The following is a 14,547-nucleotide window of genomic DNA, read 5'->3' as shown; positions in this document are numbered from 1 at the left end:
CCGACCTGCTCGACCTGCTCGATCTGCTTCAGCCGCCTCCCTTGCCGTGCTTCTCCAACCGCTTGAACCCACAGGACGGACCCGCCGACCGCCTTGCCCGGCATGGCCGGCATGGCCCGCCCGGACCGACTGCCACGGCTGCCCCTCAGATCCCCCTCACGGCCCACCCCCTCCCAGCACCCCGCCCGCCAGGCCGATCACCACGGGAACGATGCCCACGGCGATGAAGGCGGGCAAGAAGCACAGCCCTACCGGTGCGGTGACCATGACGGCGGCTCGTCGGGCCCGGGCTGTGCCGGCGCGGGCCCAGTCGGCTCGGGCGTCGGCCGCGATCCGGGCAACCGGCATCGCCGCCGGGAGACCGGACACGGCGGCCCGCTCCAGCAACCGGGCCAACGCCTCCGCCCCGGGCACCGCCGCCAACCTCCTCCAGGCGCCGGCGGGTTCGCCTCCCAGACGCACCTCGGCGGCACCGCGTGCCAACGCTCCTCCGACAGGTCCGCCGAGTGCTTCCCCCACGGCTTGCGCCGCGATCACCGGCCCCGCCCCCGCCGCGATGCACGCGGCCAACAGGTCCGCCGCGAGCGGCAGTTGCCGGGCCGCAGCCCGCACGTCGGCCTCACTCATCGACTCCGTCGCCTGCCGCCTGCGGCGCCACCACCACAGCACCGCCGCCCCGGTCAGCCCCAGGCCGAGACCGACGCTCCCGCCGCCCGCCATCCACCCGGCACCCACCACCGCCGCCTCCGGCAGCCACCGGCGTACGGCCTCCCGCATCCCGGGCCGCGGGATCTCCGGCTCTGCCGAGCGGGCCAGGACCTCGGCGAGCCGCTGCCTCGCCCGCCGCCGACGCCGCAGGGTGTCCGCGCACCGCACGGGCCATCCGAGGGCCGTGACGATCCCCACGGCCACCCCCAGCCTGTGGACGACTTCCGCACTCATCCCGCCTCCCTCCCACTCGCTCGTCCTCCGGTCGCCTCACCCGGCCGACCGGCGCAAACCCGCCTCGCACCCCCTCTTCCGCCCACCTCACGCCCCCTCCGCACCCCGCATGATCCGCAGCGCCCACCACATCCCCAGCCCTTCCAGCACCCCACCGACGAGCAGGCACCCGAGGCCGGCCCCGGTGTGCAGCAGGACCTGCAGCGGATCCGCGCCGAGGGCCGTGCCCAGGAGGAGGCCCAGGACCGGCAGACCGGCGAGCATCACCGCGGTGGAGCGGGCCCCCGCCAACTGAGCCCTCAGATCGGCGCGTTGGTCGCGTTCGGCGCGCAACGCCCCTTCGAGGCGGTCGAGTCCGGCCGCGAGCCCCGCTCCCTGGTCCACGGCCACCCGCCAGCACGCCGCGAGCCCCAACAGACCGTCGGCCCCGGGCTGCCGTGCCGCACCGGTCAGCGCGCCGGGCACATCACCGCCGAACCGGGCGGCCGCCAGCACGGCCGCCTGGGCCTCGCCGAGCCCTCCCGAGTCGCGGGCGGCGCGCTGCAGGGCCTCACCGGGTTGCCTCCCGGAGCGCACCTCCCCGGCGAGCGCCGCGCACAACGCGATCACCGCGTCAGCCCGGCGTTCGCCCGCCCGCCGCGCCGACCGGGCCCGCCGCGCACGGCGCAGCAGGGGCACTCCTGCCGTCCCCGCGGCGATCGGCAGTACCGAGCCGCCGAGCACGGCCACGAGCAGTCCGACGACCGGTGACCACCACTCGGGCCGCCAGCGTCCCCGCACGCGCCGCAGGTCGTGCGCCAGGTCCTGCCATGACGGTGGCCCACTGCCGGCCACCTCGCCCCCGGCCAGCAGCAACTGTGCCCGCCGAAGCGCCGAGTACGGTCCGCCCCACAGCAGAACCGCCACCCCGGCACAGGCAACGGCCGCGCTCATCGGCACCTCACCCATCCCGCCTGTCACGCTCATGGCTCCCCTCGCTCCTCTCGCTTCGCAGCAGCTCCCTCAGCCGCTCCCAGCCGCGCTCGTACGCGAACGCATCCGACTGCCACCGCAGCGCCGGCACGGTCCGCACCAGCCCCGAGGGGTCCCGCTCCAGCACATGCACCTCGGCGATCCGCCGTCGCCCGGCCGGGTCGCGCACAAGGTGCAGCACCACGGACAGCGCGGCCGCCAACTGACTGTGCAGAGCCGCCCGGTCGAGCCCGGCCGCCGTGCCCAGCGCCTCGAGCCGGGCGGGGACGTCGGCGGCGGCATTGGCGTGGACCGTCCCGCACCCGCCCTCGTGGCCGGTGTTGAGTGCGGCCAGCAGGTGGACGACCTCCGCTCCGCGCACCTCGCCCACGACCAGCCGATCCGGCCGCATCCGCAGCGCCTGCCGCACCAGGTCCTCGAGCGTGACCAGCCCGGCGCCCTCCTGGTTGGCCGGCCTGGTCTCCAGCCGGACGACGTGCGGGTGGTCCGGCCGCAGTTCCGCCGAGTCCTCCGCCAGTACGATCCGCTCTCCCGGCCCGACCAGCCCCAGCAGCGCGCTGAGCAGGGTCGTCTTGCCGGTGCCGGTACCTCCGCTGACCAGGAAGGACAGCCGGGCCCGCAGTAGTGCTCGCAGCACCTCGTCCCCGCCCGGGGGCACCGTGCCCGCGGCCACGAGTTCGTCCAGGGTGAACGCCCGCGGCCGTACCACTCGCAGCGCCAGGCAGGTGCAGCCGACGGCCACCGGGGGCAGTACGGCGTGCAGCCTGGTTCCGTCGGGCAGCCGCGCGTCGGCCCAGGGCCGGGCGTCGTCCAGGCGGCGTCCGGCCACCGCGGCCAGACGCTGCGCGAGGCGCCGCACGGCGGCCGCGTCCGGGAAGGAGACGGCGGTCAGCTCCAGGCCGCCGCCCCGGTCGACCCAGACCCGGTCGGGGGCCGACACCAGGACGTCGGTCACCGACGGGTCGGCGAGCAGTGGCTCCAGCGGGCCGCTGCCGACCAGCTCGGACCGCAGTTGCTCGGCTGCCCCGAGCACTTCCGCGTCGCCGAGGACACGCCCCTGTTCGCGCAGCGCCTGCGCCACGCGTGCGGGTGTCGGTTCGGCTCCGCTCTCGGCGAGCCACTGCCGTACGCCGTCGAGGAGTGCGCCGGATCCTCGCGGGCGGTCCAGCCGGGGCACAGTGCTCATACGGCGCCCGCCTCGGTCAGCGCCCGCTCCCAGAACTCCTTGCAGAAACGGGCGAGCGGTCCGCGCGCGGACCCGCCGGGCGGTGCCTTGCCGCCGTCCGGGCGCAGCAGGCCGGACTCGACGGGCACCTCGCCGGCCAACGGCAGTCCGAGGAGGCGGGACACTTCACGGTCGTCGAGTCCGGGGGCGTACGGACCGCGTACCGCCACCCTCAGGTCGCGCAGGACCATGCCGACGGCGGACGCGACTCGTCCGGCCGCCGCGACAGCGCGCAGTTCGGCGGGGACCACGAGGAGACCGACGTCGAGCTGGGCGAGGACCTCGGCGACCCCGTCGTCGATGCGCCGCGGCAGGTCGACGACGACCGTGCCGCCGCGGCGGCGGGCGGCGGCGAGCACTGCCCGCACGGCCTGTGGCGGGATGGCGACACAGTCGCCGCGGTCCCAGCTGAGCACGCGCAGCTGATGCAGTGCGGGCAGCGACTCCTCCAGGGCTCCGCCGCCGACGCGCCCTCGTGAGGCGGCGAATGCCGGCCAGCGCAGGCCTTCGACGGTCTCGCCGCCGAGCAGTACGTCGAGTCCGCCGCCCAGTGGATCCGCGTCCACCAGGAGGGTGCGCAGTCCCTCACGCGCGGAGGTGACGGCGAGAGCGCAGGCGAGCGTGGACGCTCCGGCCCCGCCGCGCCCGCCGACGACTCCCACGGTGAGGGCGGGCCGCCCGACGCCCTCGGCGACGTCGGCGATCCGGTCGACGAGCCACTGCTCGCCGTCGGGCAGCACCAGGACGTGGTCGGCGCCGATCTCGACGGCCCTGCGCCACACCCCCGAGTCGTCCTGATCGTGCCCCACGAGGACCACTCCTCGGCGGCGGGCGGCGGCGCGCACGCGGCGCGCTGCGTCGTCGCCGACCAGGACGAGGGGCGCGGACTCCCAGCCGCCCCGCTGTGCGGGCACCGAGTGGTGCACCTCGGGTGTGGCACCGGCCGCGGCGCACAGCCGCAGCAGGTCGTCGAGGAGTGCCGCGTCCTCGGTGACGATCAGTGGCCTGCCCTGCCGCCCTCCGGCGGCGGACGGCGGGTCGTGTGTGACGGCTCCGGTCACGGTTTTCCTCCCCCTTCGCCGCGTGGCGCGCAGTCCTCTGCGGCCTCGCGAATCCCGTACGTGTGGAGAACCGGCACCCGGTCCCCATATGAAGGTCCGCCGGAAACCGGCCCGGACGACCGGCAAACGGAACCGGACCGGAACTCGGCGCGAGCGAACGTGTGGGATTCACGGTGCAACGAAGCCGGAAATCGTGTGGATCTTGGTGGATAACTGTGGACCGGTGGGGAGTTGTGAATATCACCGTCACCCGTACCGGTGAGCGCCGTCTGCCCTGTGCACGACGCCCGCAGAGCAGCCCGAACACTACGGAGGGTGACGATTTGCGGACGCACCGAAGAGGCGGCGTCTGTCGCGTCGGCACGGGAGCAGATCCGCGAGGGGAGGGGAAAACCCGTCCGGACATGCGACGACCCCCGCCGGGGGGGAGAGCGGGGGTCGTCTCCACGGCCGACTCGGGGGGGGAGGAGTCGGACCGGGTTAGCACGGTCGCGAACGATCCGTGACTTCCATGGTGTACCCGAGAGCCTTCTCAGGCAAACCCACACACCGACCTTACGCCGAATGAGCTGCCCCTATGCTCAAGGGTGTGGAAAACCACTCCTTGCCCCGTACAGCGGCCTTCTTTGACCTGGACAAGACGGTCATTGCGAAGTCGAGCACACTCACCTTCAGCAAGTCCTTCTACCAAGGCGGGCTGATCAACCGCAGGGCGGCCTTGCGCACCGCATATGCGCAGTTCGTCTTCCTCGTCGGCGGTATGGATCACGACCAGATGGAGCGGACTCGCGAGTACCTCTCCGCGATGGTCCGCGGCTGGAACGTCCGACAGGTGAAGGAGATCGTCGCCGAGACCCTTCACGATCTGATCGACCCGCTCATCTATGACGAGGCGGCCTCCCTGATCGAGCAGCACCACACCGCCGGCCGCGACGTCGTGATCGTGTCCACATCGGGCGCCGAAGTGGTCGAGCCGATCGGCGAGCTGCTCGGCGCGGACCGCGTGGTGGCCACCCGGATGGTCGTGGGCGAGGACGGTTGCTTCACCGGAGAGGTGGAGTACTACGCGTACGGCCCGACCAAGGCCGAGGCCGTCAGGGAACTGGCGGAGTCCGAGGGCTACGACCTCGCGCGTTGTTATGCCTACAGCGACTCGGCGACCGACCTGCCGATGCTGGAGGCGGTCGGCCATCCGCACGCCGTGAATCCGGACCGTACGCTGCGCCGTGAGGCCGTCGCGCGCGGGTGGCCGATCCTGGACTTCCACCGGCCGGTGCGGCTCAAGCAGCGGATTCCGGGGTTCTCCGTCCCGCCCCGTCCGGCGCTCGTCGCGATGGCGGCGATAGGAGCCGCGGCGGCCACGGCGGGGCTGGTCTGGTACGCCAGCCGGCGGCGGACGGCGGCGACCGCCTGAGCCGCGTTCACGCGCCGCCCCCCGCGCCCGATTACCACCTGTTTGGGAGTAAAAGTAAAGAACGGACGCCAGCACTTCCGCTTGCCGGGGTCCTGGAGTACAAAGGAGTCAACGGCCCGCGAGACCAAGGACATCCGAGAGGATCACCTTAATACCGCATTTGGCCCCACGGACCGAAGCATGAACACCGGGCACCCACGCGACGTCGACCCGTCGATTACGGGCCAGCCGCACCAGGTGACGGGCGAAGTTCCCGACCTGATGGGCATATATCGAGGACGCTTGGTAACCCGGTGAACATGCCAGCGGCGGTACGAGACCTCGTACCGCCGCAACTCTTTTCCGGCTTCTCCCGGGTTTCCCGGCTCCCTCGGGGGCGCCTTTTCCGTTACGCCGCCCCGCGCTGAAGCGCCTCGCACACCGCTGTCGACTCGCGGGCCCCCAGTTCCACCGCCCTGCCGCAGTGGGTGATCCAGGCCGCCATGCCTTCAGGGGTGCCGGAGACATAGCCGTCGAGGGCCGCAAGGTAGGCCGCCCGGCCCAGTTCCGCATGGCCCACCTCGGCGGGGCAGACCGATTTGGGGTCGAGGCCGCTGCCGATCAGCACGATGCGCTCGGCGGCGCGTGCCACCAGGCCGTTGTGCGAGGTGAAGGGCCGGAGGGCGAGGAGTTCGCCGTGGACGACGGCGGAGGTGACCAGAGCAGGCGCGGAACTCCCCGCGAGGATCAGCTCGGACAGCCCTTCCAGCCGGCCGGAGACCTCGTCCGCACCCGGCAGGGGCAGCTCGATCAGCGGCTCGGCGACCGCCTCGCCCGACCGCCTCGGCCGTCCCACCTCGTCACCGTCGGTCGCCGCGGCGACCAGGTGCAGCCGCGCCAGCACCCGCAAGGGCGACTGCCGCCAGATGGACAGCAACTGGCCCGCCTCGGCGGTCAGCCGCAGCGCCGCGCCGACGACCCGTGCCTCGTCGTCGACTCCGAAGTCGCTGCGCCGACGCACCTCCTCCAGGGCCCAGTCCGCCCCGGACAGCGCCGCCGAGCCGCGGGAGCCGCGCAGGGCGGCCTCGGAGGTGATCGCCGTGCTGCGTCGTCGCATGACGCGGTGCCCGTAGACGCGGTCCACGGCTTTGCGCACGGTCTCGACGGAGTCGGCCACCCCGGGCAGCGACCCCAGGGCTGCGAGCGGATCGGCGGTAGCGCCTGTCGTACTCATGAGTACGACACTACGCAACGGAGGCGCGGACCCCACGAAGGAGTGGTCTTCTTCACGTGGGAGTGCGACGCGGTGCGCACGCGGCACTACTCTTGGTGAACATGAAAATTGCTTTCGTCGGGAAGGGCGGCAGCGGCAAGACCACGCTGTCCTCCCTCTTCGTCCGCCATCTCACGGCCGGTGGCGCGCCGGTGATCGCGGTCGACGCGGACATCAACCAGCACCTGGGCGCCGCACTCGGGCTCGACGAGGCGGCGGCCGCGGCGCTGCCCGCGATGGGGGACCGGCTGCCGCTGATCAAGGACTATCTGCGCGGTTCCAACCCCCGCATCGCCTCCGCCGAGACGATGATCAAGACGACCCCGCCAGGCGAGGGGTCGCGGCTGCTGCGGGTGTCGGAGGACAACCCGGTGTACGACGCGTGCGCCCGGCCGGTGGAACTCGACGGCGGCGCCGTCCGTTTGATGGTCACGGGCCCCTTCACGGACGCCGACCTGGGGGTCGCCTGCTACCACTCCAAGACGGGAGCGGTGGAGTTGTGCCTGAACCACCTGGTGGACGGCCGCGACGAGTACGTGGTCGTCGACATGACGGCGGGTTCGGACTCCTTCGCCTCCGGCATGTTCACCCGTTTCGACATCACGTTCCTCGTCGCCGAGCCGACCCGGAAGGGGGTCTCCGTCTATCGCCAGTACAAGGAGTACGCCCGTGACTTCGGCGTCGAACTGAGGGTGGTGGGCAACAAGGTCCAGGGCCAGGACGACCTCGACTTCCTCCGCGCCGAGGTCGGGGACGACCTGCTCGTGACGATCGGCCACTCGGACTGGGTGCGCGCCATGGAGAAGGGCCGGCCGCCCCGGTTCGACGCCCTGGAGGACGCCAACCGCCGCGCGCTGGATCTGCTGCGGACGACCGCCGACTCGGCGTACGAGCGGCGCGACTGGGGGCGCTACACGCGCCAGATGGTGCACTTCCATCTGAAGAACGCCCAGTCGTGGGGTAACGAGCGGACGGGGGCCGACCTGGCTGCGCAGATCGACCCCGGTTTCGTCCTCGGCGAGAGCCTGACAGCCTCGGTGTGACGGTCGCGCGGGTCGGCCCCGCGCGCCCCCGCCGCCCAAGGCCGACCGCTACCGCTTGACCGCCGGCGCTCCGGGCACGCCCTTCGGGGCCGGGGCGGAACTGCCGGAGAGGAAGGACGCCCAGCCCTGCTTCGGGGCCTCGCCGACTCCGAGGCCGCGCAGCTTGGCCAGGGTCTGCGGGTCCTGGGCGTCCAGCCAGTCCGCGAGTTGCCGGAAGGAGACGCAGCGCACCTCCTCCTTGGTGCACACGTTCTCCACGACCTCCTCGACGGCGCGCATGTACGTGCCGCCGTTCCAGGACTCGAAGTGGTTGCCGATGATGAGCGGCGCGCGGTTGCCGTCGTAGGCCCGCTGGAAGCCCCTGAGCAGACCGTCACGCATCTGGTCGCCCCAGTACTCGTGCTTGGCGGGGTCACCCTGGGTGGCGGTGCCGGACTGGTTGACCATGAAGTTGTAGTCCATGGTGAGCTGCTCGAAGGAGTGGCCGGGGAAGGGCACGAGCTGCATGGACAGATCCCACAGGCCCTCCTTCTTACCGGGCCAGACCTGGTTGTTGACGCCGCTGGTGTCGTAGCGGAAGCCCAGCTCCCGGCCGGCCCTGCGGAAGTTCTCCTGCCCTTCGAGGCAGGGGGTGCGGGCGCCGATGAGCTCCTTGTCGTAGTCGAAGGGCAGCGGGGCCGCCTTCGCCATGCCGGTGTTGGTCTTCCAGGTCTTCACGAACTGCTTGGCCTGGGCGATCTCCTCCTTCCACTCCTCGACCGACCATTCGCCGACACCGCCGCCCTTGCCGCAGAAGTGGCCGTTGAAGTGGGTGCCGATCTCGTTGCCCTCCAGCCACGCCAGGCGGAGCTGCTTCACGGTGTCGGCGATGCCCTGCTCGTCGTTGAAGCCGATGTCGGAGCGGCCCGGCGAGTGCTGGGGCGGCCTGTAGAGGTCGCGCTTGTGCTCCGGCAGCAGGTACACGCCACTGAGGAAATAGGTCATGGTGGCGTTGTTCTCCTTGGCCACCTTGCGGAAGTGGGAGAACAGCCGCTGACTGTCCTCGCCCGCGCCGTCCCACGAGAAGACGACGAACTGCGGCGGCTTCTGCCCCGGCTCGAGGCGCTCCGGTCTGGGCAGATGGGGCTGGGCCCCGGTGAACGCGGTGGAGCCGTCGCCGATGAGGCGGACGGCGTTCCCGGGTGCGGGGGCCGCCGGCTTCGCCTTCTGGGGCCCGGACACCCCTCCTTCAGAACCGTGGGAACCACCGGTTCCCGTAGCGCAGCCGGCGAGCGACGCGACCGCCGCGGCGATCACGGCGCCCGCGGCGATCCTCTGGGTGGCGGCCATCTTCCGCCCACCTTCTTCCTTCTCCAGGGCCAACAACGGCGCCGTCAACGTCGCACGAGGCCCGAAAAGGAATTAATACGACAAGCCGACCAAATGCTCATTTCGCTCATCCGGGTGGTCGATTGACCCATTTGCACGAAAAATCCATGCTTGGCCTTTACTCTGCATTACGATTCATTTACTGATAGTTGATCCATCCCGCCGCTGTACGCCGTGACCCACGGCCGCAAATGCGACCGCGCAGCCCCGGAGGAGACGGGAAAAATGTCAGCCTGCGTCCCCACTCGTACGCCGGACTCGCCACAGATCGAGCGCGTCCACCCACCCCACAGCCCACCGCCCGCACCGCACCGCCGCTTCCACGTGGCGGGCGCCGACGTGTCCGCCGCGATCGCGGTCTTCCTCATCGCCCTGCCCCTGTCCCTGGGCATCGCCCTGGCCACCGGCGCACCCCTCCAGGCGGGCCTGGTCGCCGCCGCCGTCGGCGGGCTCGTCGCCGGACGGTTCGGCGGCTCGCCTCTCCAGGTCAGCGGGCCCGCCGCCGGCCTGACCGTCGTCACCGCCGACCTCATCCACCGTTACGGCTGGCGGACCACCTGCGCCATCACCGTCCTGGCCGGGCTCGCCCAACTCGGCCTCGGCTGCCTGCGCGTGGCCCGCAGCGCGCTCGCCGTCAGCCCCGCCATCGTGCACGGCATGCTCGCGGGCATCGGTGTCACCATCGCCGTCGCCCAGCTGCACATCGTCCTCGGCGGCAGCCCGCAGAGCTCCGTGCTCGACAATCTGAGTTCCCTGCCCGCCCAGTTGCTCGACCTGCACCCCGCCGCGGTGGCGGTCAGCGTTCTCACGCTGACCCTGCTGCTGCTCTGGCCGCGCCTGCCAGGCCGCCTGGGCGGTCTGCTGCGCAAGGTGCCCGCCGCGCTGGTCGCCGTCACCGGGGCCACCGCGACCGCCGTGTCCGCCGGGCTCACCCAGCCCCGGGTCGAGCTGCCGTCCTGGAGCAGCCATGCCCTGGTGGGGCTGCCGGAAGGGCCGGTGCTCGGACTCGTCGCCGCCGTCCTCACCATCACGCTGGTGTGCAGCGTGCAGTCGCTGCTCGGTGCGGTCGCCGTGGACAAGCTGATCGCCGCCCGCCCCGGCCTGCCCGCCCTGGTCGGCCGCTCCGATCTCGACCGCGAACTGCTCGGCCAGGGTGCCGCCAATCTGGTCTCCGGCGCACTGGGCGGACTGCCCGTCGCGGGCGTGGCGGTACGCAGTTCCGCGAATGTGCACGCCGGTGCCGTCAGCCGGAACTCCACCATGCTGCACGGCGTTCTTGTAGTAGTCGCCGCACTGCTGATGGTTCCGGTCCTGGAGCTGATCCCGCTCGCCTCGCTCGCAGCCCTGGTCATGGCCGTCGGCATCCAGATGGTGTCCCTGCACCACATCCGCACGGTGACCCGCCACCGAGAGGTGCCGGTGTACGCCATCACCACCCTGGGCGTGGTGTTCCTCGGCGTTCTGCAGGGCGTCGCTCTGGGGATCGCCGTGGCCGTCGCCGTCTCCATGCACCGCCTCGCCCGCACCCGCATCACCCATGACGAGAAGGAAGGAACCCATCACGTACACGTAAGAGGACAGCTGACGTTCCTGGCGGTGCCACGCCTCAGCCGCGCTCTGCATCACGTGCCCCAAGGCGCCCGTGTGATCGTCGAGTTGGACGGTTCCTTCATGGATCACGCGGCGTACGAGACACTGCAGGACTGGCAGAGAACGCACACCGCGCAGGGCGGCTTCGTCGAGCTGACCGGCCGCCGCTCCGGCGCGGGGACCGTCCGCTCCGGTTCCGGCGGCGAGGACGAGGACCCTGCCGCCCCGCCCGTAGGAGTCGCCGCCCCCGCCGGCGCGGTGGACAGTCCGCTCACCGGCTGTCGCTGCCGTCCCTGGACACCCTGGCGCAACCATCAGTGCGACGGCCCGATGTCGGCACCGCCGCCCGGTGCCGGCGCCACGGAACACCAGGAGGGCCTGTCGAAGGAGCCGTCCGGCGAAGAAGCGGACGGACGGAGCGGCGCCCTCCCCGCGGAATTCGCGGAGTCCACCCGGTCGGCCACCGTGAGCGGGTTCGCCAGGTCCGCCACGTCACCGGCACTCACCGAACAGGCCGAACAGGCCCCACACACCCAGCGGGTCGAACAGGCCGGCCCTACCGAGCAGACCGAGCATGCCCAGGCCCCCGGTGCCGCCGGCTCCCGGCCCAGTGCGCGTCAGCTGCTCCGCGGGATCAGCGCGTTCCAGCGGAACACGGCACCACTGGTGCGGGGCGAGCTGGCGCGACTGGCTCGGGAAGGGCAGCAGCCGTCCCAGCTGTTCCTCACCTGCGCCGATTCACGGCTGGTCACGTCGATGATCACCTCCAGTGGTCCCGGCGACCTGTTCGTGGTGCGCAATGTGGGCAACCTCGTGCCACCGCCCGGCGAGGAGAGCGGGGACGACTCGGTGGCGGCCGCGATCGAGTACGCGGTGGACGTGCTGAAGGTGCGGTCCATCACGGTCTGCGGGCACTCCGGTTGCGGGGCCATGCAAGCGCTGCTCGACGCCGAACCGGGTGACGCGCAGACACCGTTGCAGCGGTGGCTGCGGCACGGGCTGCCCAGCCTGGAGCGGATGGCCGACGCCGGCCGGCCCCGGGCACGGCTGGCCGGGCGGGCCGCCGCCGACGCGGTCGAGCAGCTGTGCCTGACCAATGTGGTCGAGCAGTTGGACCATCTGCGGGGCCACGAGTCGGTGGCGCGGTCGCTGCGGGCCGGTGAGCTCGAGCTGCACGGGATGTACTTCCACGTGGGCGAGGCACAGGCGTACCTGCTCGGTGGGGACCGCACGGGCGAGGGTGAGCCCGAGGTGTTCGACCATGTGGGGGTGGCGGATCTGAGCGCGTGAGCGACCGGGGCGGGTCGACTGCGCCGCACGCCGGTCGGCCCGCCCCGCCCGCTCCTCGCAAGCCCGCCTCGCATCGCCCGCCTCGCCCGACTCGCGTTCCCCCGGTGCCCGCACATCGGCGGGCTCTCCCCCTGCCTTATGGCCTCCCCCGCCGTCGCCCCCCTTGCCGACCCGCCTCCCGCCTCCCGCCTCCCGCCTCCCGCCTCCCGCCTCCCGCCTCCCGCGAGTGTGAAAGCCGTTACACCCCATGAACTCCGTCCGGCCGGGGTCCGTGGGTACGGATGACTCGGAGCGACAGAAAAGGTGCCGCACCACACGGCCTCGACAGGTCTAAACCAATTTTCTGTCGACCCTTGTCACCGACCCCCGGGTCTGATGAGCTGTGGCCTGGGACACAACGGACACCCTTGGAAAGGGAGATGTCGTGAGCAACGAAAGCCTGGCCAACCTGCTCAAGGAAGAGCGCAGGTTCGAGCCGCCCGCCGACCTGGCCGCCGGCGCCAACGTCACGGCGGAGGCGTACGAGCAGGCCAGGGCTGACCGGCTCGGTTTCTGGGCCGAGCAGGCCCGCAGGCTGACCTGGGCCAAGGAGCCGACCGAGACGCTGGACTGGTCGAACCCGCCGTTCGCCAAGTGGTTCAAGGACGGCGAGCTCAATGTGGCGTACAACTGCGTCGACCGGCACGTGGAGGCCGGGCACGGCGACCGGGTCGCCATCCACTTCGAGGGCGAGCCGGGCGACAGCCGCGCCCTGACCTACGCCCAGCTCAAGGACGAGGTCTCCAAGGCCGCCAACGCCCTGCTGGAACTCGGGGTGCGCCAGGGCGACCGGGTCGCGGTCTACATGCCGATGATCCCCGAGACCGCGATCGCGATGCTGGCGTGCGCCCGGATCGGGGCCGCGCACTCGGTGGTCTTCGGCGGCTTCTCCGCCGACGCGCTCGCCACCCGCATCCAGGACGCCGACGCCCGGGTCGTCATCACCGCCGACGGCGGCTACCGGCGCGGCAAGCCGTCCGCACTGAAGCCGGCCGTCGACGAGGCGATCACCAAGGCCGGCACCGTCGAGCACGTCCTCGTGGTACGCCGCACCGGCCAGGACGTCGCCTGGGACGAGGGCCGGGACGTGTGGTGGCACGACCTGCTGGAGCGGCAGTCGGCCGAGCACACCCCGGAGGCGTTCGAGGCCGAGCACCCGCTGTTCATCCTGTACACGTCGGGGACGACGGGGAAGCCGAAGGGCATCTTGCACACCTCCGGCGGCTACCTCACCCAGACCGCCTACACCCACCACGCCGTGTTCGACCTCAAGCCCGAGACCGACGTGTACTGGTGCACCGCCGACGTCGGCTGGGTCACCGGCCACTCCTACATCGTGTACGGACCGCTGGCCAACGGCGCGACGCAGGTGATGTATGAGGGCACCCCCGACACCCCGCACCAGGGCCGGTTCTGGGAGATCGTGCAGAAGTACGGCGTGACGATCCTCTACACCGCGCCGACCGCGATCCGCACGTTCATGAAGTGGGGCGACGACATCCCCGCCAAGTTCGACCTCTCCAGCCTGCGGGTCCTGGGGTCGGTGGGCGAGCCGATCAACCCCGAGGCCTGGATCTGGTACCGCAAGCACATCGGCGCCGACCGGACCCCGATCGTGGACACCTGGTGGCAGACCGAGACCGGCGCCATGATGATCTCCCCGCTGCCCGGCGTCACCGCCACCAAGCCCGGCTCCGCCCAGACGCCCCTGCCCGGCATCTCGGCGACCGTCGTTGACGACGAGGCCAACGAGGTGCCGAACGGCGGCGGCGGCTACCTCGTCCTGACCGAGCCCTGGCCGTCGATGCTGCGCACCATCTGGGGCGACGACCAGCGGTTCCTCGACACCTACTGGTCACGCTTCGAAGGCAAGTACTTCGCCGGCGACGGCGCGAAGAAGGACGACGACGGCGACATCTGGCTGCTCGGCCGGGTCGACGACGTCATGCTCGTCTCCGGCCACAACATCTCCACCACCGAGGTCGAGTCCGCCCTCGTCTCCCACCCCGCCGTCGCCGAGGCGGCCGTGGTCGGCGCCGCCGACGAGACCACCGGCCAGGCCATCGTCGCCTTCGTCATCCTGCGCGGCACCGCGAACGCCGACGACGCCAACCTCGTCGCCGAACTGCGCAGCCACGTCGGCGCCGCCCTCGGCCCGATCGCCAAACCCCAGCGCATCCTGCCGGTGGCCGAACTGCCCAAGACCCGCTCCGGCAAGATCATGCGCCGCCTGCTGCGCGACGTGGCGGAGAACCGGCAGCTCGGCGACGTCACCACCCTCACCGACTCCACCGTCATGGACCTCATCCAGACCAACCTGCCGACCGCGAGCAGCGAGGACTGAGCACGGC

The 14,547-nt window shown here is 71.8% G+C and carries 10 protein-coding genes; 4 read left to right on the top strand and 6 right to left on the bottom strand.

Annotated features, from left to right (window positions below; genetic code table 11):
- Positions 1-156 precede the first annotated feature (156 nt).
- The 4 genes from AB0N31_RS13470 to ssd all read right to left on the bottom strand — a co-directional run bounded on the left by AB0N31_RS13470 (position 157) and on the right by ssd (position 4,200).
- Positions 157-942, bottom strand: coding sequence for a type II secretion system F family protein (locus AB0N31_RS13470; protein WP_366058502.1), 786 nt, complete (start codon positions 940-942; stop codon positions 157-159).
- 87 nt (positions 943-1,029) lie between these two features.
- Positions 1,030-1,908, bottom strand: coding sequence for a type II secretion system F family protein (locus tag AB0N31_RS13465; RefSeq protein ID WP_366058501.1), 879 nt, complete (start codon positions 1,906-1,908; stop codon positions 1,030-1,032).
- Positions 1,883-3,100: a TadA family conjugal transfer-associated ATPase gene (locus AB0N31_RS13460; RefSeq protein ID WP_366058500.1), complete on the bottom strand. Its 1,218-nt coding sequence runs from the start codon at positions 3,098-3,100 to the stop codon at positions 1,883-1,885. Before AB0N31_RS13460 ends, AB0N31_RS13465 begins: the two co-directional genes overlap by 26 nt.
- Entirely contained in the window at positions 3,097-4,200 is a 1,104-nt protein-coding gene (gene ssd, locus AB0N31_RS13455) for a septum site-determining protein Ssd (RefSeq protein WP_366058499.1), read from the bottom strand. Before ssd ends, AB0N31_RS13460 begins: the two co-directional genes overlap by 4 nt.
- Positions 4,201-4,777: 577 nt before the next feature.
- On the opposite strand from ssd, the gene AB0N31_RS13450 reads away from it, so the two are divergent.
- Complete coding sequence (locus AB0N31_RS13450; RefSeq protein ID WP_366058498.1) at positions 4,778-5,614, top strand: HAD family hydrolase; 837 nt, start codon at positions 4,778-4,780, stop codon at positions 5,612-5,614.
- Positions 5,615-6,002: 388 nt separating this feature from the next.
- On the opposite strand, the gene AB0N31_RS13445 is transcribed toward AB0N31_RS13450, so the two are convergent.
- Positions 6,003-6,827, bottom strand: a complete 825-nt coding sequence (locus AB0N31_RS13445) for an oxidoreductase (protein ID WP_366058497.1) — start codon at positions 6,825-6,827, stop codon at positions 6,003-6,005.
- A gap of 101 nt (positions 6,828-6,928) precedes the next feature.
- Between AB0N31_RS13445 and AB0N31_RS13440 the strand changes: the two genes are divergently transcribed.
- The gene (locus AB0N31_RS13440) at positions 6,929-7,909 is read left to right on the top strand and encodes an ATP-binding protein (RefSeq protein WP_366058496.1); all 981 of its coding nucleotides are present in this window, start codon (positions 6,929-6,931) and stop codon (positions 7,907-7,909) included.
- Positions 7,910-7,957: 48 nt separating this feature from the next.
- Here the strand turns inward: AB0N31_RS13440 and AB0N31_RS13435 are convergent, their stop codons facing one another.
- Positions 7,958-9,238 (bottom strand): hypothetical protein, encoded by a 1,281-nt coding sequence (locus AB0N31_RS13435; protein WP_366058495.1) that lies wholly within the window; start codon positions 9,236-9,238, stop codon positions 7,958-7,960.
- Between the two features lie 264 nt (positions 9,239-9,502).
- Here AB0N31_RS13435 and AB0N31_RS13430 point away from each other — a divergent pair, with 264 nt between their 5' ends.
- Positions 9,503-12,157 carry a SulP family inorganic anion transporter gene (locus tag AB0N31_RS13430; RefSeq protein ID WP_366058494.1) on the top strand — a complete coding sequence of 885 codons (2,655 nt, stop codon included), beginning with the start codon at positions 9,503-9,505 and terminating at the stop codon, positions 12,155-12,157.
- A 424-nt stretch (positions 12,158-12,581) separates the two neighbouring features.
- A complete protein-coding gene (gene acs / locus AB0N31_RS13425; RefSeq protein ID WP_366058493.1) occupies positions 12,582-14,540 on the top strand; it encodes an acetate--CoA ligase in 1,959 nt (652 codons plus the stop codon).
- The last annotated feature ends 7 nt before the right edge of the window (positions 14,541-14,547 follow it).

The sequence above is a fragment of the Streptomyces sp. NPDC051051 genome (assembly GCF_040682975.1).
GTDB lineage: Bacteria > Actinomycetota > Actinomycetes > Streptomycetales > Streptomycetaceae > Streptomyces.
Note: the sequence above shows the minus strand (reverse complement) of the source record. Positions and strands in the feature narration are given on the sequence as shown.